The organism is Pseudomonas sp. BIGb0558, from assembly GCF_024807515.1.
Taxonomy (GTDB): Bacteria; Pseudomonadota; Gammaproteobacteria; order Pseudomonadales; family Pseudomonadaceae; genus Aquipseudomonas; species Aquipseudomonas yamanorum_A.
The window spans coordinates 1-20,577 of record NZ_JANUEW010000066.1 but is presented as its reverse complement, the minus strand read 5'-3'; the positions used below and the strand labels follow the sequence as shown (position 1 = coordinate 20,577).

At 61.1% G+C, this 20,577-nt stretch carries 20 protein-coding genes; 13 read left to right on the top strand and 7 right to left on the bottom strand.

All coding sequences use genetic code 11. The annotated features are described in order from the left end of the window. Positions 1 to 129 precede the first annotated feature (129 nt). Both M2400_RS32565 and M2400_RS32560 read right to left on the bottom strand, forming a co-directional pair. Complete coding sequence (locus M2400_RS32565) at positions 130 to 1,305, bottom strand: aminotransferase class V-fold PLP-dependent enzyme (protein ID WP_259201281.1); 1,176 nt, start codon at positions 1,303 to 1,305, stop codon at positions 130 to 132. 12 nt (positions 1,306 to 1,317) lie between these two features. Beyond that, positions 1,318 to 1,554: a DUF3820 family protein gene (locus tag M2400_RS32560; RefSeq protein WP_003213031.1), complete on the bottom strand. Its 237-nt coding sequence runs from the start codon at positions 1,552 to 1,554 to the stop codon at positions 1,318 to 1,320. 206 nt (positions 1,555 to 1,760) lie between these two features. Here M2400_RS32560 and M2400_RS32555 point away from each other — a divergent pair, with 206 nt between their 5' ends. Further along, the gene (locus tag M2400_RS32555) at positions 1,761 to 2,228 is read left to right on the top strand and encodes a PA2169 family four-helix-bundle protein (RefSeq protein ID WP_177042819.1); all 468 of its coding nucleotides are present in this window, start codon (positions 1,761 to 1,763) and stop codon (positions 2,226 to 2,228) included. 56 nt (positions 2,229 to 2,284) lie between these two features. On the opposite strand, the gene M2400_RS32550 is transcribed toward M2400_RS32555, so the two are convergent. After that, positions 2,285 to 2,755, bottom strand: coding sequence for a MaoC family dehydratase (locus M2400_RS32550; protein ID WP_177042820.1), 471 nt, complete (start codon positions 2,753 to 2,755; stop codon positions 2,285 to 2,287). A 58-nt stretch (positions 2,756 to 2,813) separates the two neighbouring features. Next, positions 2,814 to 3,758, bottom strand: a complete 945-nt coding sequence (locus M2400_RS32545; protein ID WP_177042821.1) for an alpha/beta hydrolase — start codon at positions 3,756 to 3,758, stop codon at positions 2,814 to 2,816. A 209-nt stretch (positions 3,759 to 3,967) separates the two neighbouring features. Here M2400_RS32545 and fadD2 point away from each other — a divergent pair, with 209 nt between their 5' ends. After that, positions 3,968 to 5,656 carry a long-chain-fatty-acid--CoA ligase FadD2 gene (fadD2, locus tag M2400_RS32540; protein ID WP_177042822.1) on the top strand — a complete coding sequence of 563 codons (1,689 nt, stop codon included), beginning with the start codon at positions 3,968 to 3,970 and terminating at the stop codon, positions 5,654 to 5,656. A gap of 393 nt (positions 5,657 to 6,049) precedes the next feature. Then, complete coding sequence (fadD1, locus tag M2400_RS32535) at positions 6,050 to 7,741, top strand: long-chain-fatty-acid--CoA ligase FadD1 (protein ID WP_177042823.1); 1,692 nt, start codon at positions 6,050 to 6,052, stop codon at positions 7,739 to 7,741. Between the two features lie 184 nt (positions 7,742 to 7,925). On the opposite strand, the gene M2400_RS32530 is transcribed toward fadD1, so the two are convergent. Further along, positions 7,926 to 8,303, bottom strand: a complete 378-nt coding sequence (locus tag M2400_RS32530; RefSeq protein ID WP_177131163.1) for a hypothetical protein — start codon at positions 8,301 to 8,303, stop codon at positions 7,926 to 7,928. Positions 8,304 to 8,502: 199 nt separating this feature from the next. On the opposite strand from M2400_RS32530, the gene M2400_RS32525 reads away from it, so the two are divergent. The 3 genes from M2400_RS32525 (at position 8,503) to def (ending at position 10,358) form a co-directional block, all read left to right on the top strand. Next, positions 8,503 to 8,688 carry a CsbD family protein gene (locus M2400_RS32525; RefSeq protein WP_003213044.1) on the top strand — a complete coding sequence of 62 codons (186 nt, stop codon included), beginning with the start codon at positions 8,503 to 8,505 and terminating at the stop codon, positions 8,686 to 8,688. Between the two features lie 182 nt (positions 8,689 to 8,870). Continuing rightward, entirely contained in the window at positions 8,871 to 9,815 is a 945-nt protein-coding gene (locus tag M2400_RS32520; RefSeq protein ID WP_177042825.1) for a YihY/virulence factor BrkB family protein, read from the top strand. A gap of 3 nt (positions 9,816 to 9,818) precedes the next feature. Continuing rightward, entirely contained in the window at positions 9,819 to 10,358 is a 540-nt protein-coding gene (gene def / locus M2400_RS32515; RefSeq protein ID WP_003213049.1) for a peptide deformylase, read from the top strand. 223 nt (positions 10,359 to 10,581) lie between these two features. Here the strand turns inward: def and M2400_RS32510 are convergent, their stop codons facing one another. Further along, complete coding sequence (locus M2400_RS32510) at positions 10,582 to 11,400, bottom strand: class I SAM-dependent methyltransferase (RefSeq protein WP_177078662.1); 819 nt, start codon at positions 11,398 to 11,400, stop codon at positions 10,582 to 10,584. A gap of 60 nt (positions 11,401 to 11,460) precedes the next feature. After that, on the bottom strand, positions 11,461 to 11,898 hold the full coding sequence (locus M2400_RS32505; protein ID WP_259201282.1) for a GNAT family N-acetyltransferase: 438 nt from the start codon (positions 11,896 to 11,898) through the stop codon (positions 11,461 to 11,463). Between the two features lie 334 nt (positions 11,899 to 12,232). Between M2400_RS32505 and M2400_RS32500 the strand changes: the two genes are divergently transcribed. The 7 genes from M2400_RS32500 (at position 12,233) to M2400_RS32470 (ending at position 20,426) form a co-directional block, all read left to right on the top strand. After that, entirely contained in the window at positions 12,233 to 13,174 is a 942-nt protein-coding gene (locus M2400_RS32500) for a fatty acid desaturase (RefSeq protein WP_259201276.1), read from the top strand. A 9-nt stretch (positions 13,175 to 13,183) separates the two neighbouring features. Continuing rightward, positions 13,184 to 13,963 carry a phosphate/phosphite/phosphonate ABC transporter substrate-binding protein gene (locus M2400_RS32495; protein ID WP_259201275.1) on the top strand — a complete coding sequence of 260 codons (780 nt, stop codon included), beginning with the start codon at positions 13,184 to 13,186 and terminating at the stop codon, positions 13,961 to 13,963. Positions 13,964 to 14,071: 108 nt separating this feature from the next. After that, positions 14,072 to 14,581 (top strand): sigma-70 family RNA polymerase sigma factor, encoded by a 510-nt coding sequence (locus M2400_RS32490; protein ID WP_177042829.1) that lies wholly within the window; start codon positions 14,072 to 14,074, stop codon positions 14,579 to 14,581. Then, positions 14,578 to 15,513, top strand: a complete 936-nt coding sequence (locus M2400_RS32485) for a FecR domain-containing protein (protein ID WP_259201274.1) — start codon at positions 14,578 to 14,580, stop codon at positions 15,511 to 15,513. Before M2400_RS32490 ends, M2400_RS32485 begins: the two co-directional genes overlap by 4 nt. 253 nt (positions 15,514 to 15,766) lie before the next feature. Further along, positions 15,767 to 18,406 (top strand): TonB-dependent receptor, encoded by a 2,640-nt coding sequence (locus tag M2400_RS32480; RefSeq protein ID WP_177131154.1) that lies wholly within the window; start codon positions 15,767 to 15,769, stop codon positions 18,404 to 18,406. An 80-nt stretch (positions 18,407 to 18,486) separates the two neighbouring features. Beyond that, positions 18,487 to 19,500, top strand: a complete 1,014-nt coding sequence (locus tag M2400_RS32475) for an ABC transporter substrate-binding protein (RefSeq protein WP_259201273.1) — start codon at positions 18,487 to 18,489, stop codon at positions 19,498 to 19,500. Next, the gene (locus M2400_RS32470) at positions 19,500 to 20,426 is read left to right on the top strand and encodes an aliphatic sulfonate ABC transporter substrate-binding protein (protein WP_259201272.1); all 927 of its coding nucleotides are present in this window, start codon (positions 19,500 to 19,502) and stop codon (positions 20,424 to 20,426) included. The genes M2400_RS32475 and M2400_RS32470 overlap by 1 nt, the downstream gene beginning before the upstream one ends. The last annotated feature ends 151 nt before the right edge of the window (positions 20,427 to 20,577 follow it).

The window sequence follows — 20,577 nt, the reverse complement described above, 5'->3', positions numbered from 1 at the left end:
CACACCGAGCCCAAGCGAGGTGCCGAGTGGTGGGGCAAGAGCGTTTTGCTTACTTTTGCGCTTTTCAAAAGTGAGCCGCTGTAAGAGCGGAACCAATAGAAGCCGTTACCTAAATAACGGATATACACGCTAGGTCGCACTCAGCTCGGTGATAGCTTTGATCAGCACATGGATATCTGCCGCGGACGTCAAGAACCCCGGCGTCACCCGAATACAACTGCCAAACGAAGCCCCGCTGCGGGTCGTGGTAAACAGGTCATATTCCTTGAGCAACCGATCCGCCATCACCTGCTGATCCGGCTGATCAGTGAACTTGAACGAAGTAATCGCGCAATACAGCCGTGGATCATCCGGCGTCAGCACTTCAATCCCCGGCAACTGCCGCACCTCACTCACCCACAAATCCCGCAGGTAATTGAGCCGCGCGCCCTTGGCCTTCGACCCACCCAGCAAACGATGCTCTTCGAACACCAGCGGCAAGGTCATCAGCGCCGGGAAATTCGGCGTGCTGTACGGCGTACGGGCCCGTACATCGGTGACCGGGTAGTGAAACTCACCCATGTCCGGATCAATGTCCGCCAACCGTTGCGGGTCGATGTAGATAAAGCCCAGGGTCAACGGCGCACCGATCCACTTGTGCAGGTTGAAGCCGGCAAACGCGATACCCAACTGCGCCAGGTTGAACTCGATCTGCCCCAACGCATGGGCGCCGTCCAGAATCACATCCACCCCGTGTTCCCGGGCCGCCGTGGCAATCGCCTCCACCGGCATCACCAGCCCGGTGCGGTGGGTCACGTAGGTCAGCGCCAGCAATTTCAGACGCGGGTAGCGCACGAACGCATCACGATACGTCTGCACCAGGCTGTCGAAAGTGGCCGGATGTTCGTGGGCAATCTCGACCACCTCCACCCCGCGATGCTTCGCCAGCCAGCGCATGGCGCCTTTCACGGTGTCGTATTCCAGGTCGCTGATCAGCACCTGGTCGCCCGGCTGCAAACGGTTGTAATTGCGGATCAGCGACTGCAACGCATCCGAAGCGCAGCGGGTGAGGGCGATCGCTTCAGGGTCGGCCTCCATCAATTGCGCCAACTGGTCACGGATCTCGACGTTCTCGCCCTGCTCGAAACGCTGGCGCACATGGATCGAGTTGCTGCGGTTGATGAAGGCTACGTGGTCCTGATACTGCTCAAGTACCGCGCGGCTCATGCGCCCGAAGTAACCGTTTTCGAGGTTGATCGGGCCAGGCTCCAGGTCGTAGCGCTGGGCGATTGCGTGCCAGTGTTGTTCGTCGCGGGTACTGTCCATGTGCGTGCTCTATTAATGACGAGGGGCGGGCTTGCCGTGTTTGGCGCGTAGCGGTTCCAGCAGTTCGGATAAACCGTTGTGGTCGATTTCCTGCATCAGTGCCAGCAACCCGCCCAGCTCACCGTGGGGGAAACCCTCACGGGCAAACCAGTTCAGGTAAGGGCCAGGCAAGTCGGCAATGATCCGGCCCTTGTACTTGCCGAAGGGCATTTCGCGGGTGATCAGCAGTTCAAGTTTTTCAGGGTTCATTGGGGCTTCAGGTGTTTGAGTCGATGCCTTGGAAAATACAGGCATTCTGCATGGAGGCCAAATGACAGATCATGCAAATAAAGCGGATACAGATTTTCGGGTAATCTATAACTTGTTGAAATATATGAATTAATTCGTTTTTCAAAAGCTGGCACGGGCGCTGCAATTACTAAGACACGTTTCTTAACCCGCGAAGGAATTGAAAAATGACTGATATCAACAAAGAATCGATCTCCGTACTCAATGACCTGATCGAGACCAGCAAAGACGGCCAGGAAGGCTTCAAGACCTGCGCAGAAGACATCAAGCACCCAGAGCTCAAAGCCCTGTTTGCCAAACGTTCCGCTGATTGCGCCACCGCCGCTGCCGAACTGCAGACCGCCGTTAAAGCCCTGGGTGGCGACCCGGAAAAATCCGGTAGCGTCGCCGGTGCCTTGCACCGTGGCTGGGTCGACGTGAAGTCGCTGGTCACCGGTAAAGACGAAGAGGCTGTGCTGAACGAAGCCGAGCGCGGTGAGGACCATGCCCTGAAGGCTTACAAAGAAGCGATCGAGAAGATCAACAAGCATAACCTGCTGGGTATTCGTGACCTGGTGGAGCGCCAGTTCCACGGTGCGCAACGCAACCACGACCAGGTGAAAGCCCTGCGTAACCAGGCACGCGCTCAGTCTTGAGCCCGGCCTGAATAAAAAAAGCCCCGCAGATGCGGGGCTTTTTCATGGGCGATGGGTCAGCCGATGCTGATGGCCGGCAGTTCGGTCAAGGTCACGGTCTGCTGCTTGCGCGGCGCCAGGATCTCGGCTTCGCCGTCCACCACCAGCTCATCGCGCTGGTTGAACACGCGGGTGGCGATACGCACGCGAAACTTCGGCAGCTTCTCGAGGATTTCCAGACGCACGGTCAGGGTGTCGCCGATCTTTACCGGCTTCTGGAAGCTCATTTGCTGGCCGATGTAGATGGTGCCGGGCCCAGGCAGCTCACAAGCGACCGCGGCGCTGATCAGGGCGCCGCTGAACATGCCGTGGGCAATGCGCTCCTTGAACATGGTCGCCTTGGCGAATTCGGCGTCCAGGTGCACCGGGTTGTGGTCGCCGGACATTGCCGCGAACAACTGGATATCGCGCTCTTCGACGGTCTTGCTGTAGCTGGCGGTCTGGCCGACTTCGAGGGCTTCGTAAGGCGTGTTGGTAACCTGGGTCATCAGATGCTGCATCCTGTGGCTAATCAATAAACTTAAAATGTTGATTTTAAACGAAAAATCATTCGCAGCGAGTAGGGCGGCGCAGCACTGCTGCCTGGGCCAGCCACGCCAGCACATCGGCTGTGACCGCATCACGGTTGGTTTCGTTGAATAATTCGTGGCGCGCCTGCGGGTAAATGCTCAGCTCCAGGTTCTGGCAGCCGGCTTCACGCAACGCGTTGGCCAGGCTTTTGAGACGCTTGCCTTCACTGACCGGATCACATTCGCCGCCCATTATCAGGATCGGCAGGCCCGGGTCGATCTGAGCGAGATTGGACGCTTTGCTGATTTGCTGCAAGCCACCCAGCAGGTCGATCCACAGCTGGTTGGTGCAGCGAAAGCCGCAGAGCGGGTCGTTGACGTACTTGTCGACCTCGGCCGGGTCGCGGCTCAGCCAGTCAAAAGCAGTGCGATTGGGTTTAAACGCCTTGTTGAACGATCCAAATGACAGGAAATCGATCAGTGCACTGCGCCCCCGCAAACCCTGGCGCAAGCGTTCAACGTGGGCAATCACCTTGGCCGCACCGTACAGCGCCACCGGTTGGAAGTTAGAACCACTGAGAATCGCCCCGTTGAGGCTCGCGCTGTGGTGCAGCAGGTAAGCCTGGGCAATGTAGCTGCCCATGCTGTGGCCCAGCAGAATGATCGGCACCCCCGGCGCCTGCTGGCCGATGTGCTGGTTGAGGCTCGCCAGGTCGCCCACCACTTTGTTCCAGCCATCTTTCTCGGCAAACAGCCCCAGGGTGCCTTCGTCGGCAGTACGCCCGTGGCCGCGCTGGTCGGGTGCGTACAGGCCGTAACCGGCGTCACACAGCGCCTGGGCCAGGCGGGCATAGCGCCCACTGTGCTCGGCCATGCCGTGGGCCAGCATGATCAGCGCCTTGGGCGGTCCGTCCGGCAGCCATTGGTTGACATACACCCGACTGCGGTCATTCGCGGTCAGCCAGAAAGTGGTGTGGTTCATGGCGCTTCCTTTGCTCAGGGTCGTTGCAGTGTATCGCTCATCTGCCGGCGGCTGCTGGATCAGCGCAAGCCTTGGCGGGGAGATTCACACAATCAATGACGCATCTTGTTGTATTTGCCTGATTGACCATAGCTGCTAACGTCCCCAAAGCTCCGCTTTCATCGCAGCATTCAAAGCGGCCGGACCACTCAGGTAAGAGGACAAGAATAATGCAACCTGATTTCTGGAATGACAAACGCGCGGCCGGGGTGCCCAACGAGATCGACCTCACCGCCTACAAGTCGGTGATCGAAGTCTTCGAGCGGTCCTGCAAGACCTTTGCCGATCGTCCGGCGTTCAGCAACATGGGGATCACCCTGACCTACGCCGAGCTGGACCGCCGCAGCGCAGCGTTCGCCGGTTACCTGCAATGGCACACCGACCTCAAGCCAGGTGATCGCATTGCGGTGCAGATGCCCAACGTCCTGCATTATCCGATTGCCGTGTTCGGTGCCTTGCGCGCCGGGCTGATCGTGGTCAACACCAACCCGCTCTACACCCCGCGGGAAATGCGCCACCAGTTCAAGGACGCCGGCATTCGTGCGCTGGTGTACCTGAACCTGTTTGGCTCGCGGGTTGAAGAAGTGAGCAAGGACACCGAGATCGAGTACCTGATCGAGGCGAAGATGGGCGACTTCATGCCCGCCGCCAAGGGCTGGCTGATCAACACCGTGGTCGACAAGGTCAAGAAGATGGTCCCGGCGTACAACCTGCCGCAGGCCATTTCCTTCAAGCGCGCCCTGAGCATGGGCGCCGGCCAGGCCCTCAACCGCCACCCGGTGACCCTCGACGACATCGCGGTGCTGCAATACACCGGCGGCACCACCGGCCTGGCCAAGGGCGCGATGCTCACCCACGGCAACCTGGTAGCCAATATGCAGCAGGTGCGGGCGTGCATGTCGCAGCTGGGCGACGACGGCCATCCACTGATCAAGGAAGGGCAGGAGGTGATGGTGGCGCCGCTGCCGCTGTACCACATCTATGCCTTCACCGCGAATTGCATGTGCATGATGGTGTCGGGCAACCACAACGTACTCATCACCAATCCCCGGGACATCGGCGGCTTTATCAAGGAGCTGAAAAAGTGGCGCTTCACCGGCCTGCTGGGGCTCAACACGCTGTTTGTGGCACTGATGGACCACCCGGATTTCAAGACCCTGGATTTCTCCCACCTCAAGCTCACCAACTCCGGCGGCACCGCGCTGGTCAAGGCCACGGCCGAACGCTGGCAGCAACTCACCGGCTGCGCGATTGGCGAAGGCTACGGCCTGACCGAAACCTCACCGGTGGCCAGCACCAACCCGTATGGCGGCAAATCCAAGCTGGGCACCGTGGGTATTCCGGTGCCGGGCACGGCGATGAAGATCATCGATGACAACGGCGCGGAGCTGCCGCTGGGCGAGCGGGGCGAGCTGTGCATCAAGGGCCCGCAGGTGATGAAAGGCTACTGGCAGCAACCGGTGGCGACCGCCGAGACGCTGGACGCCGAAGGCTGGCTCAAGACCGGCGACATTGCGGTGATCGACCCGGATGGCTTTGTGCGCATCGTTGATCGCAAGAAGGACCTGATCATCGTCTCGGGTTTCAACGTGTACCCCAACGAGATCGAAGACGTGGTGATGGCGCATCCGGCGGTGGCCAGTTGCGCGGTGATCGGCGTGCCGGACGAGCGTACCGGCGAGGCGGTGAAGCTGTTTGTGGTGGCGCGTGCCCAGGGCGTGAGCCTTGAAGAACTGAAGACCTACTGCAAGGCCAACTTCACCGGCTACAAGGTGCCCAAGCACATTGTGTTGCGTGACTCGTTGCCGATGACGCCGGTGGGCAAGATCTTGCGCAGGGAATTGCGCGACATAGCCTGATCTGAAACAGCGTCAAAAAGGTGGGAGCTGGCTTGTGTGGGAGCCGGGCTTGCCCGCGATGCAGGCACCTCGGTGTATCAGGTACACCGCCGTGATGCCATCGCAGGCAAGCCAGCTCCCACATTGTTTTTTTCGCCCTGTAGAGCCCATTCCAGAGCCTTTTTTTGCGCTATAGAATCTTTGCTCTAAAAGTGACCATTAGATATTCTTGAGTCATGTTTATGACCGTAGGGGCCTCTTTTGGCTCTAGGCGGCCCTTGGCAAAGCTGCTACTCTCGGCGCGCTTTGTGACCTCTTGGCCTGCTTTTAACCGCCAGACTCACCCAAAAACAAACAAATAATAATCGCATCAAATGCGATGAATGAATTCGCGTCGCTGAGGAGTGGGCTTCCATGATCGAAGACTTTTGGAAGGATAAGTACCCCGCCGGGATTGCTGCAGAAATCAATCCAGACGAGTATCAGAATATTCAGGCGGTACTGAAACAGTCCTGCCAGCGCTTCGCCAACAAACCGGCTTTCAGCAACCTGGGCAAGACACTCACCTACGGTGAGCTGTACGAACTGTCTGGTGCCTTTGCCGCCTACCTGCAACAGCATACCGACTTGCAGCCCGGTGATCGAATCGCCGTGCAGCTGCCCAACGTCCTGCAGTACCCGGTCGCTGTGTTCGGTGCCATCCGCGCCGGCTTGATCGTGGTCAACACCAACCCGCTGTACACCGCGCGGGAAATGGAACACCAATTCAACGACTCCGGTGCCAAGGCGCTGGTTTGCCTGGCCAACATGGCGCACCTGGCTGAAAAAGTCGTGCCCAAGACCTCCGTCAAGCACGTGATCGTCACCGAAGTCGCCGACCTGTTGCCGCCGCTCAAGCGCCTGCTGATCAACAGCGTCATCAAGTACGTGAAGAAGATGGTCCCGGCGTATCACTTGCCCAAGGCGATCAAGTTCAACGACGTATTGGCCAAGGGCCACGGCCAGCCGATCAACGAAGTCAGCCCCGCCAGCGACGAAGTCGCCGTGCTGCAATACACCGGTGGCACCACCGGCGTGGCCAAGGGCGCGATGCTGACCCACCGCAACCTCGTGGCCAACATGCTGCAGTGCAAGGCGCTGATGGGCTCCAACCTCAATGAAGGCTGCGAGATCCTGATCACCCCGCTGCCGCTGTACCACATCTATGCCTTCACCTTTCATTGCATGGCGATGATGCTGATCGGCAACCACAACATCCTGATCAGCAACCCGCGCGACCTGTCGGCGATGGTCAAGGAACTGTCGAAGTGGAAGTTCAGCGGCTTTGTCGGCCTGAACACCCTGTTTGTTGCCCTGTGCAACAACGACGCCTTCCGCAAGCTGGATTTCTCGGCGCTGAAAGTTACCCTGTCCGGCGGCATGGCCCTGCAACTGGCCGCGGCCGAGCGTTGGAAAGCCGTCACCGGCTGCTCCATCTGTGAAGGTTACGGCATGACCGAAACCAGCCCGGTGGCCACCGTGAACCCGATCCAGAACATCCAGATCGGCACCATCGGCATTCCGGTGCCGTCGACCCTGTGCAAGGTCATCACCGATGACGGCGTGGAGTTGGCGCTGGGGGAAGTGGGCGAGCTGTGCGTCAAGGGCCCGCAAGTGATGAAAGGCTACTGGCAGCGCGACGAAGCCACCGCCGAGATCCTCGACAGCGAAGGCTGGCTGAAGACCGGTGACATCGCGATCATCCAGCCGGATGGCTACATGCGCATTGTCGACCGCAAGAAGGACATGATCCTGGTCTCCGGTTTCAACGTTTACCCCAACGAGCTGGAAGACGTGCTGGCGGGCCTGCCGGGCGTGCTGCAATGTGCGGCCATCGGTGTGCCGGACGAGAAGTCCGGGGAACACATCAAGATCTTCATCGTGGTCAAGCCGGGCGCCACCCTGACCAAAGACCAGGTGATGGAGCATATGCGCGCCAACGTCACCGGCTACAAGGTGCCCAAGGCCGTGGAGTTCCGCGATGCACTGCCGACCACCAACGTGGGCAAGATCCTGCGCCGTGAACTGCGGGATGAAGAGCTGAAGAAGCTGGGTCTGAAGAAGTAATTCGCCCCACAACAAAAAGCCCCGCAGATGCGGGGCTTTTTATTGAACGCTGATTCCACCACTTGAAATGCAATCCAAATGTGGGAGCTGGCTTGCCTGCGATAGCGGTGGGCCAGTCACAGCAGTGTGAGCTGACCCACCGCTATCGCAGGCAAGCCAGCTCCCACAGTTCTAAACCATGTTTCTACAGCATGAACTGCGCAAAGCTCACGCCAGCACCGGCCGGGCGTACATCCTTGAGGAACGAATCCTTGTCGGCACTCAGCTCCAGGGTGATCTCCGGCTTGCGCTTGCCAGCATTGCGCACCACCAGACCTTCAAGCTTCTCGCGCAAAAACACCGTTGGCACCTTCAAGTGCAACAACTGGTCGCTTTCGGCATTGTGCATCAGCAAGTGAATCCACTCGTACTGGCCCACGGCAATCCGGCCCACCGGCAGGTCGAACCACCAGATGTTGCGTTTGCGGTCCAGGTCGGTGAAGTGGCAGTTGTTGACGCCGAGTACGGCACCGCCCAGTTCCTGGTTTCTGCGGGCAATGGCCTGTGCTTTATTGAGTTTCATAACCTTCCTACGGGATCTGTTATCCAGCGCTTGCGCCTGGATGTGCCCGGCATTCTCGTGGGTTGGCTGCAAAACATAAAGCCAAACCTGTACGCCGCGATGAAATGCCGCTCAAAAAATAATTGAAACTCTCGGGAAAGGCCCAGGGTCAACCTCTACGTAGTGACCAAAATCCTTGATTGTTCCCAGGAGAAATACCATGAGTAGCACATCGGATAAGGCAAAAGGTTTGGCGAACGAGGCCGTTGGCAACATCAAGCAAGGTGTTGGCAAAGTCACCGGTAATGACAAATTGCGGGCTGAAGGCGTGGTTCAGGAAAAGAAAGGCGAAGTGCAAAAAGCCGTCGGCGACACCAAGGACGCGGTAAAGAAAGCGGTCAAATAGTCCCGACCCGGCTGACTGCACTCCAGCAGCCCGACGGCCATCCACGGATGGCCGTTTTTGTGTCACCTGCGGTAATTAAAGTTTGGAAATTGTTTCGAGGTCGCCAAATGGGCTACCTTGATGTAGTAAACGGCCCCTGAGTCGCCCACTAACTCATCTTTTTTGCGGCGAAAGGAGACGCTATGATTTTTCCGGTATTACAAGGCTTGCCCCTGCACAAAGTGCTGGTGCGCACCGTCAAAGAATTCGTCGATGACGAAATGCCGACGTACGCCTCGGCACTGGCCTACCAGATGCTGTTCTCGCTGTTTCCCTTCCTGCTGTTCCTGATTGCCCTGATCGGTTTCCTGCACCTGCCGGACTTCTTCACCTGGCTGCGCATGCAGTCGGAACTGGTGTTGCCGCCCCAGGCCCTGGAGCAGGTCAACCCGGTGATCGACCAGTTGCAACAATCCAAGGGCGGCCTGTTGTCCGTCGGTATCGTGATTGCGCTGTACACCGCTTCGGCGGGTGTGCGCCTGATGATGAGCGCGATGAATGCCGCCTACGACGTGGTGGAAGGCCGGCCGATCTGGAAGCGTTTCCCGCTGTCGGTGTTCTACACCATCGGCATCGCCGGCATGCTGTTGGCCGCCGCCGCCTTGATGGTGCTCGGGCCGCAGGTGATGGAATGGCTGGCGGGGCAGATCGGCATGCAGGAATTCGTGGTCACGTTGTGGACCATCCTGCGTTGGCCGCTGATCGTGATCCTGCTGATGTTCGCCGTGGCCTTGATGTACTACGTGATGCCTGACGTGAAGCAGAAATTCCGCTTCATCACCCCGGGTTCGGTGCTGGCGGTGGTGGTCTGGATCATCGCTTCCCTGGGGTTTGGCTACTACGTCAAAACCTTTGCCGACTACAACGCCATGTATGGCAGTATCGGCGCGATCATTGTGTTGCTCCTGTACTTCTACATTTCCGCCGCCGTGCTGTTGCTGGGGGCGGAGATGAACGCGGTGATCGAACACATGTCGGCTGAAGGCAAGGACCCTGGTGAAAAGGACTTTGGCGAGCACGACGACAAACAACATGTCTCAGGCCTTGGCCGGGACCACTCACTCAAGCCCACTACCGACGAAGTCTGATCGATGATCCGTGAAATCCTGAAAATGGGCGATGAGCGCCTGCTGCGCATTGCCCCGCCGGTTCCGCCGGAAATGTTCGACAGCCCCGAGCTGTGGCAACTGATTGACGACATGTTCCAGACCATGGAACACGTCGGTGGCGTCGGCCTGGCCGCGCCGCAGATAGGTGTGGACCTGCAACTGGTGATCTTCGGATTCGAGAGCAGCGAGCGCTACCCGGACGCGCCCGCCGTGCCCCAGACCATCCTGATCAACCCGCTGATCACGCCGCTCAGCCCGGTGCTGGAAGAGGGTTACGAAGGTTGCCTGTCGGTGCCTGGCTTGCGTGGTGCGGTGGACCGTTACCAGCAGATTCGCTACGAAGGGTTTGACCCCAAGGGCGAGCCGATTGTGCGGATTGCCGAGGGCTTCCATGCGCGTGTGGTACAGCACGAATGCGATCACCTGATCGGCCGGTTGTACCCGTCGCGGATTACTGATTTCAGCAAGTTCGGGTTTATCGAAGTGATGTTCCCGGATATGGATCCGACGGCAGACGAATAACCGGCGATCCCTGTGGTGAGGGAGCTTGCTGTGTGGAGGGAGTTGCTGTGGTGAGGGAGCTTGGTGTGGCGAGGGAGCTTGCTCCCGCTGGGCTGCGTAGCGGCCCCAAGATTTTTGGGAGCGCTTCGCACTCCAGCGGGAGCAAGCTCCCTCGCCACAGCAGCTCCCTCCACACAGCAAGCTCCCTTGCCACAGCAAGCTCTCTCATCACAGACGGTGTGGTTTATTTTGCGGGCTTCACAAACCGCAACGTCATCCGGTCCGACTCACCAATCGCCACATACTTCGCCTTGTCCTTCTCCCCCAACGTCAACGCCGGCGGCAAGGTCCAGACGCCATCCGGGTAATCCTTGGTGTCTTTCGGGTTGGCATTCACCTCGCTCTGCCCCTCAAGCTTGAACCCCGCGTCAGTCGCCAGTTTCACCACATACGCGGTGGTCAGGTACCCGCTGTGCTTGATGTCTTCCAGTGACGCCCCGTCCTTGGCCCGGTGATCCACCACCCCCAGCACGCCGCCTGGTTTCAACACCTTGAAGAATGCCTGGAACATCGCCGGCGCCGTATCCGCCATCACCCAGTTATGCACGTTGCGAAAGGTCAGCACGGTGTCCGCCGAGCCTGGCTTGCCCAGCACCGGCGCCTTGGGGTCGAACTCGGCAAAGCCGGCCTTGGAATAATGCACCGGGTCTGCGGCGAATTTCTTCTTCAGGTTTTCCTCTGACGTACGCGCATAAGCACTGCTGCTCGGCGCCTGCACCGCTGCGATGTAATGGCCGTTGTCCTTGAGCAGCGGCGCCAGCACTTCGCTGTACCAGCCGCCACCTGGGGTGATTTCGATCAGCGTCTGGTTAGCCCGCAGACCAAAGAATTCCAACGTCTGCTGGGGATGACGATAAACATCCCGCGCGCTGTTGGCCGGTACACGCCAGCTGCCGGCGAGCACGGTTGCATATTGCTCGGCGGAAACCGGGGTTTGGGCTGCCTGGCTCAAGGCCGGGGCGAGGAGGGCTGCAAGGGATAAGGCTGCAAGGGTCGCTTTCATGATCATCCTGTAATGGGCCGCTGGTGCCGCCGAGGCTAGCATGGGGCCCGCGACCGCTGATCACACTTTATTGAAGGTCGACCTCACCAACGGTTCTAAGCCCATGGCGATCATGGGCTTGTTGCGTTTGTAACGTACCAGGCGCTCCGACAAGGACTGCGGGAGCACGGTGTCCTGGGTAAAACCGAGGCGCTGGTAAAAGCCTTCCAGCTCCGGATGGCACAGCAGCCACAGCGTGCCCTCGACGCCGGCAGCGGCGCCCTGTATCAGCCGCGTTGCCAGCCCCTGGCCACGCAACGCCGGGTCGACAAACAAGCCGGTCAGCCATTGCCCGCCCACCACCGGCGTGAGGCACAGGCCCGCGACAATCTCGCTGCCCTTGGCCACCCACAACTGGCCGCCCTTGAGGGCTTTCATCGGTGAGTTGTGGCTGCGGTAAAACTTGTTCAGCAGCGGCCACAATGGCTCTGCCAGTCGATCGATGTGCAACTCGGGCATGGTTTTCAAACACACAGGTTCCGGGGCTGCGGATTATAAGTCGGGCAAAGCGCCTTCTGCTGGTCAATAGGTGTTATACCCAGTGTTACATCCCCTGTAAGTGGAGCACGCATCATGGCCAAAGGTCTGAATTCCAAGAAAGCTGACAAGAAGAAACCGGCAAAGACCGCCGATGAAAAACGCGCCGACAAAAAGGCCAAGAAAACCGACAGCAATCTGTTCGGTCATTAAGTTCTAAGCTCAGCACCAAACGATCTGCAAGATTTTCCCGCCCCATTGCACAGAGCAGGATGAAGCCGACTTTTTCGTCGGCCACGCCTGCCCTGAGCTGCCGATGTCCAACTACCTTGATGAAACCCACAGCCTCGAAATCGAAGCCCTGGGCCGTACCTTGACTGCCCGCACCGAGTGGCCGACCTGGCTGCTGTTGATCGGCGTGTATGCCGGCTGGTTTGCCGTGATCCTCGGCAGCCACTGGCTTGGCCTTTGGTTGAGCACCGCCTTGTTGATCCCGCTGGTGGCGCTGTGGATGTCTCTGCAACACGAACTCCTGCACGGCCATCCCACCCGCTTCAACGCCCTGAACAAAGTCCTCGGCTACGCGCCGTTTGCCGTCTGGTACCCCTACACCCTGTACCGCAACTGCCACCTGGTGCACCACAACGACGAAGACCTGACGGTGCCCGGCGTCGATCCGGAAAGCCGCTACCTGAAACAGCAGCAGTGGGACGCCAGTTCGCTGTTCGAGCGCACCTTGCACTGGCTGACCAAGACCGTGGTCGGGCGCTTCCTGCTGGGTTCGCCGCTGGCGCTGTGGAAGCTGGCGCGCAACGAGTTCAGGCGCCTGCGCCAGGGCCAGCGCCAGGCGTGGTTGATGTGGTTGAGCCATGGCGCGGTGACCGCGTTGATGCTGGCCTTCATCGCCCAGTACAGCGTGCTGCCGGTGTGGCACTACGTGGCGCTGGTCAGCGTGCCGGCCTTGTCGGTGGCGGCGATCCGTTCCTACTATGAACACCGTCCGCACCCACAACCGGAACAGCGCACAGTGCTTAACGAAGCCGCCTGGCCGTGGACCTGGCTGTTCCTCAATAACAACCTGCACCTGGTGCATCACGACTTGCCCAAGCTGCCGTGGTATTTGCTGCCCACCGTCTACCGCGCGCGCCGCGAACAATGGGTGGCGCGCAGCGGCGGGTTCCTGGTGCAAGGTTACGGCCAGTTGATCGGCCGCCACGGGCTCAAGGCCATCGACAGCCCACGGCACCCCTTTGCTTGAGAGACGACCATGAGTGACCGCTACGCCGAACTGCTGATGTACGTGGCGCCGCAGCAGGTGCAACAGGCCAACGAACGTTGGCTTTCGCGCATTCTTGAACGCCTGGGCGCGACCCGCCGCCATGCCGATCACCTCGACCTGCGCAGCCTGTGGCGCGCCCCCGAATTGCTGCTGACGCAAACCTGCGGCTACCCGCTGATGACCGAGCTGCGCGGGCAAGTCCAGGTCATCGGCCGCCCGCGCTACGAGCTGGCCCACAGCAGCGCCGGCGAGCATTGCAGCCTGCTGCTGACCCGCGACGACAACCCGCGCACCGCCTTGGCCGACTTCTACGACAGCCGCGGCGTGATCAACGGCCACGACTCCAACAGCGGCATGAACCTGCTGCGCGAACGTCTGGCGCCGTTGCAGCAGGGCGGCCGGTTCTTTGCCGAGGTGGGCATCAGCGGCGCCCATCGCGAAAGCCTGCGCTGGCTGCGGGAAGGCCGTGCGGACCTGGCCGCCATCGACAGCGTGACCTTCGACTACCTCGCCCGCTTTGCGCCAGAGGAAGTGGCCGGGCTGCGGATCGTCAGCCGCAGTGCGCCCAGCCCGACGCTGCCTTACATCAGCGTGCTCGGCTCAAGTGAAGCCCTGCGCGAAGCCATGAACCTGGCCTTGCAGGACTTGCCCGACGTGGTGCAAACCCTCGGCGTACACGAAGTGCTGCCCGCCACCGAAGCCGATTACCAGGTGCTGCTGGATTACCGGCAGCAGGCCGAAGCCCTGGGTTATCCGAAGCTTGAATAAGGTTATATAAAAATACCTTTTAAATATTATTAAAGAATAAGCAGCCTTGCTAGGATCGCTCCACCGGAACACCGGACATAACGCGCAACCTACTCAGATGGAGCCACTATGTCCGGCGCCGATACTTCTCACAGCGACTACGTGGGCGGATTATTCCGCAGTCATTACGACTGGCTGTGCAGCCGTTTGCACCGCCATCTCGATTCCCGTGCCCACGCCGAAGACATCGCCGCCGACACCTTCGTCCAACTCCTGAGTTCCCCGGGTGTGGCGCCGATTCGCCAGCCCCGCGCCTTGCTCACCACCATCGCCCAGCGCCTGATGTACCAACTGTGGCGCCGGCGTGACCTGGAGCGTGCCTACCTCGACGCCCTCGACCAGGACGAAACCTCGCCCGCGCCATCCCCTGAGGATCTGGCGCAAATGCTCGAAGCCCTGCAGGCCATCGACCAGTTGCTCGACGGCTTGCCGGCCAAGGTCAAGGCGACCTTCCTGCTGTCGCAACTCAATGGCCTGACCTACCCGCAAATCGCGGCCGAGCTGGGCATCTCCCAACGCTCGGTCAGCGACTACATGACCCGCGCCGTCAATCGCTGCCTGCGGCTGTGCCTGGAATGAGCGACGAACTTATCGACAGCGCCACCCGCTGGGTGGTGTTGCTGCGCTCCGGCGAGGCGAGTGCGGCCGACTGGCAGCGCTACCACCAATGGCGCGCCGCAGACCCGCGCCACGAAGCCTTGTGCCAACAACTGGAAACCCGCCTCGGCGTGTTTCAGATTCCCCAGGCCCAAGGTGTCAGCGGCAAGGTGTTGCAGCAGGCACTGGACGCGCCCTCCAGTCGCCGCACGGTATTGCGCGGTGCCCTGGTGGGCGCCGGTCTGATGCTCGGCGCCGGCTGGCTGGCCCGGCCGATGGTGGAAGATTTGACCGCCGACATTCGCACCGGCACCGGCGAGCGGCGCACCGTGGAATTGGCTGATGGCAGTGAGTTGCTGCTCAACGCCCGCAGCGCCGCCGACATTCAATTCGACCCGCAACGGCGCGTCGTCCGCCTGCGTGACGGCGAGTTGCTGGTGAAGATTGCCAGGGACAGCAACCGACCGTTTTTCATCCAGACCGATCAAGCCCGGCTGCATGCCTTGGGCAATCGCCTGTTGCTGCGCGAGCGCGAAGGGCAGGGCCACATTGTTGCGCTCAACGGCGCCCTGGAGATCGACGGCCAGAACGGCGAGCGCCTGCAACTGGAGGCCGGGCACGAGGTGACTTACGACCGCTTCGGCTTCGGCCCGGTGCTCGCCAGTTCCTCGGGTGCGACGGCGTGGATCGACGGTTTCCTGCAAGTGCGCGATCGCCCGCTGGTGGAGGTGATCGATGCGTTGCGCCCTTACCACAATGGTGTGCTGCGCCTCGATCCGGCGGTGGCAGGCTTGCGGGTCAGCGGTCTGTATCGCCTCGACAACCCCGACCAGATCCTCGACACCCTGGCTCGCACCCTGCCGATCCATATCACCCGCCGGACCGGCTTGTGGGTGACTGTCAGTGCCACATAAAAACGGTTCGCCTCGGTCAATGTGGGAGCTGGCTTGCCTGCGATGCAGACACCTCGGTGCCGCAGTTGCACCGAGTCGATCCCATCGCAGCCTCGCTAAAGCTCGACAGCTCCCACATTTGATCGAGTCGCGTCCAAAGGTCGGTTCTAACGACATAACCAAACGATCTGCAAGTTTTGCCCCGGCCATCCCACATCACTCCCGTAGGCGCTGCGGGGAGCAGCGCCCAGGAGTTTCATTGGGGGGAGCCAACATGAACCCATTCAACCGTACACCGCTTCGAACCTTTGCCCTGGTGCCGTTGGCCAGCCTGTTCCTGTCGTTCGCTGCCAGCGCCGAAGACGCGCGGCAGGTCTACCATATTGCACCCGGCCCGCTGGATGAAGTGCTGCTGAACATCAGCCGTCAGAGCGGCCAGGTGATTTCCTTCACGCCGCAGTTGGGCAACTATTCCTCCGCCCGTGTCGACGGTTCGCTGTCGGCGCAACAGGCGGTAGACGCCGCGCTCAAGGGCACCGGCCTGCAAGTGCAGGTCAGCCCGGACGGGGCGTTCATCATCAAGGAAGGCGCCAAAGCGCTGCCTGCCAGCAACAACATCAAGGCGCAAACCGCCGAAGCCCAGGCGCCGACCCTCGACCGCGTGGTTGCCATTGGCACCCGGCGCAGCGACGCCACGGCCCTCACCAGCAGCGCCCCGGTGGATGTGATCAACGCCGAAGAACTCAAGCAAACCGGCGCCACCAGCCTTAACCAGGCGCTGTTCCAGTTGCTGCCCTCGTTCAACTTTCCACAGAACAACAGCGCCACCCGCGGGCAAGATCCCAAAGGCGCGTCCCTGCGCGGCCTGTCGCCCGACCAGACCCTGGTGCTGATCAACGGCAAGCGCCGGCACACCTCGGCAGTGGTGAACATTTCCGGCGGCGTGCCGTTCATTGGCGCGCAGCCGGTGGACCTGGACATGATCCCCATCAGCGCCATCGACCACGTCGAAGTGCTGCGCGATGGTGCCTCGGCGCAATACGGGTCTGACGCGGTGGCGGGTGTGGTCAACATCGTGCTCAAGGAGCGCGACAGCGGCGGCGGCATCAACACCCAACTGGGCAAGTACGCCCAGGGCGATGGCTTCAGCAAAACCACCGACGGCTGGTACGGCATCGGCTTGCCGGGGGACGGTTTCCTGACCCTGAGCTTCAACACCCTGAACAACAAACCCGATGACATCGGCGACAAATACGTCGCCGACGGCCAGGTACAAGACCCGCGCTGGGGCGGTGCCGGGCGCGACAAATACAACCTGGCGGCCAACGCCGAAATCGGCCTGAACGACCAGTGGCGCCTCTACAGTTTTGCCACGTTCGGCCAGGACACTTCGGTGAACAACACGCCGCCGCTGCTGGCCAGCAGCCCGAACAACGTCGCCGGGATCTACCCCAACGGCACCATCCCGAAATACCGCTATCGCTATGAAGACGGTGCCATCACCGTCGGCACCCGCTATGAAGACGAGAGCATCGGCCGCTTCGATTTGAGCGCCACCTATGGCCGCGACGAGCACGATGAACTGGCCTTCAATACGGTCAACCCGAGCTATGGCCTGAACAGCCCGACCAAGTTCAACGTCGCCACGCTGGTCAACGACCAGACCAACATCACCCTGGATTACGCCAAGGACCTGGACGTCGACTGGTCGAGCCATCCGCTCACCGTGTCGGCGGGCGTGGCCTACCGGCATGAACAATATCGGCTGGAGGCGGGCGACTACGATTCCTACTCCTATGGCGGCATCGACGGCGTGCAGGTGGGCGCCGTGCAGGCTTCGGGCCTGACCCCGGACGACGCAGGCACCTTCAAGCGTGATGTGGGCGGCGTGTACTTCGGCCTGGAAAACCAGGTCACCGACAAGCTTCAGGTGGGCATCGCCGGGCGTACCGAGCACTACTCGGACTTCGGTTCAGCCACCACCGGCAAGCTCTCGGCGCGCTATGACTTCACCCCGAAAGTCGGCCTGCGGGCCACGGTCAACAACGCCTACCACGCGCCCAGCCTGGGCCAGATCGGCACCTCCTGGACCACCACCACCAACCTCGACGCCAACGGCAACCCGGTGCTGACCCGCATGCTGCCGGCCGACAACCCGGCCGCCCGCGCCCTGGGCGCCCAGCCGCTGAAGCCCGAGAAATCCACCAACCTCTCCCTGGGCCTGGTGCTGCGCCCGACCGACCAGGCGTCGCTGACCATCGACGCCTACCAGATCTCGATTCGTGACCGCCTGCTGTTCAGCGGCGGCATCTCCGGGCCGCTGGCCGAGCAGATCCTCAAGGATGCCGGCTACGGCCAGTACTCCTGGGCGCAGTTCATGACCAACGCCGCCGACACCCGCACCCGCGGCGTCGACATCGTGGGCAAGTACAACCTGGACCTTGAACAGTTCGGCAACCTGAACCTGTCGGCGGGCTACACCAAGGCCCGTACCACCATCGAGAAAGTCCACGAAAACCCCAACGGTTTCGAAGTGCTGACCCGCGAATCCCGAGGCTTCCTGGAGCACGGCTACCCGGAAGACAAACTGGTGTTTGGCGCGGTGCACAAGCTCAACCAATGGACCATCGCCCTCAACGAAACCCGTTACGGCAAGTACCGCAAATATGCGTCCAGCGAAGCCAACGCCCAGTACGACCAGACCTTCGGCGCGCAATGGACCACCGACCTGGACGTGAACTACGCCTTCACCAAACAACTGCGGGTGTCGGTGGGCGTCAACAACCTGTTCGACAGCAAGCCTGACGACTACAACACCCGTTTGCGCCAGACCCCGGGCCAGCAATACAGCTACCTGTCGCCGACGGCGCCGGAAGGGGCGTTTTACTACACGCGGCTCAGTTATGACTTTTAAACCCTGATCTTGAAGGGTGTGGAGGTCAAATGTGGGAGCTGCCCACTTTGGACCTGTTTTGAATCTCCAAGAGGCTACTCATGAGAACACTAAAAAACCTGCTCGGTGGCTCGCTATTGGCACTCACCGTCCTGGCCCAGTCCGCCACGGCCGCCGAACCCGTCAAACCGATCCACTTCGGTGACATCACCTGGGAAAGCGGCAGCCTGATCACCGAAGTGCTGCGCCTGATCGTCGAGAAAGGCTACGGCCTGCCCACCGACACCTTGCCCGGCAGCACCGTGAGCCTGGAGGCCGCCCTGGCCAAGGACGATATCCAGGTGATCGGCGAAGAATGGGCCGGGCGCAGTCCGGCGTGGGTCAAGGCCGAAAGCGAAGGCAAGGTCTTCGGCCTGGGCGACACGGTCAAAGGCGCCACCGAAGGCTGGTGGGTGCCGGAATACGTGATCAAGGGCGACGCCGAACGCGGCATCAAGCCCCTGGCCCCGGAGCTTAAATCCGTGGCCGACCTGGCCCGCTACAAAGACGTGTTCCGCGACCCAGAAGACCCGACCCGTGGGCGCTTCCTCAACAGCCCCACCGGCTGGACCTCGGAGATCGTCAACAGCCAGAAAATCAAGGCCTATGGCCTGACCGACAGCTTCGTCAACTTCCGCACCGGCTCCGGCGCGGCGCTGGATGCCGAGGTGGCTTCGTCGATCCGCCGCGGCAAGCCGGTGCTGTTCTACTACTGGTCGCCCACGCCGCTGTTGGGCCGTTTCAAGCTGATCAAACTGGAAGAGCCACCGTTCAACGCCGAAGCCTGGAAGACCCTGGCCGACGCCAACAACCCGCACCCCATCGGTACCCGCTCGATGCCGGCGCACCTGGCGATTGGCGTGTCGGCGCCGTTCAAGGCGCAGTACCCGCAACTGGTGACGTTCTTTGAAAAGGTCGACCTGCCGATCGACCTGCTCAACGGCATCCTCGCGCAAATGGCCGAGAAACGCACCGCGCCACGCCTGGTGGCCGAAGCGTTCCTCAAAGAACAGCCACAGGTCTGGCAGCAATGGGTGCCGGCGGACGTCGCGGCCAAGGTCAAGGAGAGTCTCTGATGCGCAAACTCATCGCAGCCACACTGTTGGCGTTGTGCGCCGGGCCTCTGCTGGCGGCAGAGCCGGCCACCCTGCGCGTCGGCTACCAGAAAAGCTCGGTGAGCATGGTGCTCGCCCGTGAGCATCACCTGTTCGAACAGGGGCTGCCGGGCACCAAGGTCGAGTGGATCGAATTCCTCGGCGGCCCGCCGCTGATCGAAGCCTTGAACGGCGGCAGCATCGACATCGGCAACATCGGCGACATCCCGCCGATCTTCGCCCAGGCGGCCGGGATCGACATGCAGTACATCGGCGTCGAGCCCAATGACGGTCGCACCGAAGCCATCCTGCTGCCCAAGGACAGCACGGTAAAAAGCGTGGCCGAACTCAAGGGCAAGCGCGTGGCGCTGCTCAAGGGCTCCAGCGCCCACAACCTGTTCCTCAAAAGCCTGCTGCGTGCCGGCTTGCAATGGAAGGACGTGAACGTGGTGTACCTGTCGCCGTCCGACGGTCGCGCCGCGTTTGAACAAGGCAAGGTCGACGCCTGGGTAGTGTGGGACCCGTACTACTCGGCGGCCGTGGTAGACGGTTCGGCGAAGGTGCTGGGGGATGGCCAGGGGCTGAACCCGGCGGGCAGTTTTTTCATCGCCAGCGGCCCGTTTGCCAGGCAGCACCCACAGGCGATTGCGGCGATCCTCAAGGTGTTTGCCCAGGCGCAGCGGTTGTCCCTGGACGAGCATGACCAAAGCGTCGCGCTGATGGCCAAGACCCTGGGCCTGCAGCCGGCGGTGGTGGAGAGTTACTTCCAGCACCGCTCGCCGACGCCAAGCCGGCCACTGAACGCGACGGACATCGCCACCCAGCAAGGCACGGCGGATGCTTTTTTTGCCAACGGCCTGATCCCGAAAAAGGTCGATGTGCAGCAAGTGGTTTTCAAGGCTCCTTAATTTTATCCCTGTGGAGAGGGAGCTTGCTGTGGGAAGGGAGCTTGTTGTGGTGAGGGGGCTTGCTGTGGCGAGGGAGCTTGCTCCCGCTGGGCTGCGCAGCGGCCCCAAAATCCTGGGAGCGCTGCGCACTCCAGCGGGAGCAAGCTCCCTC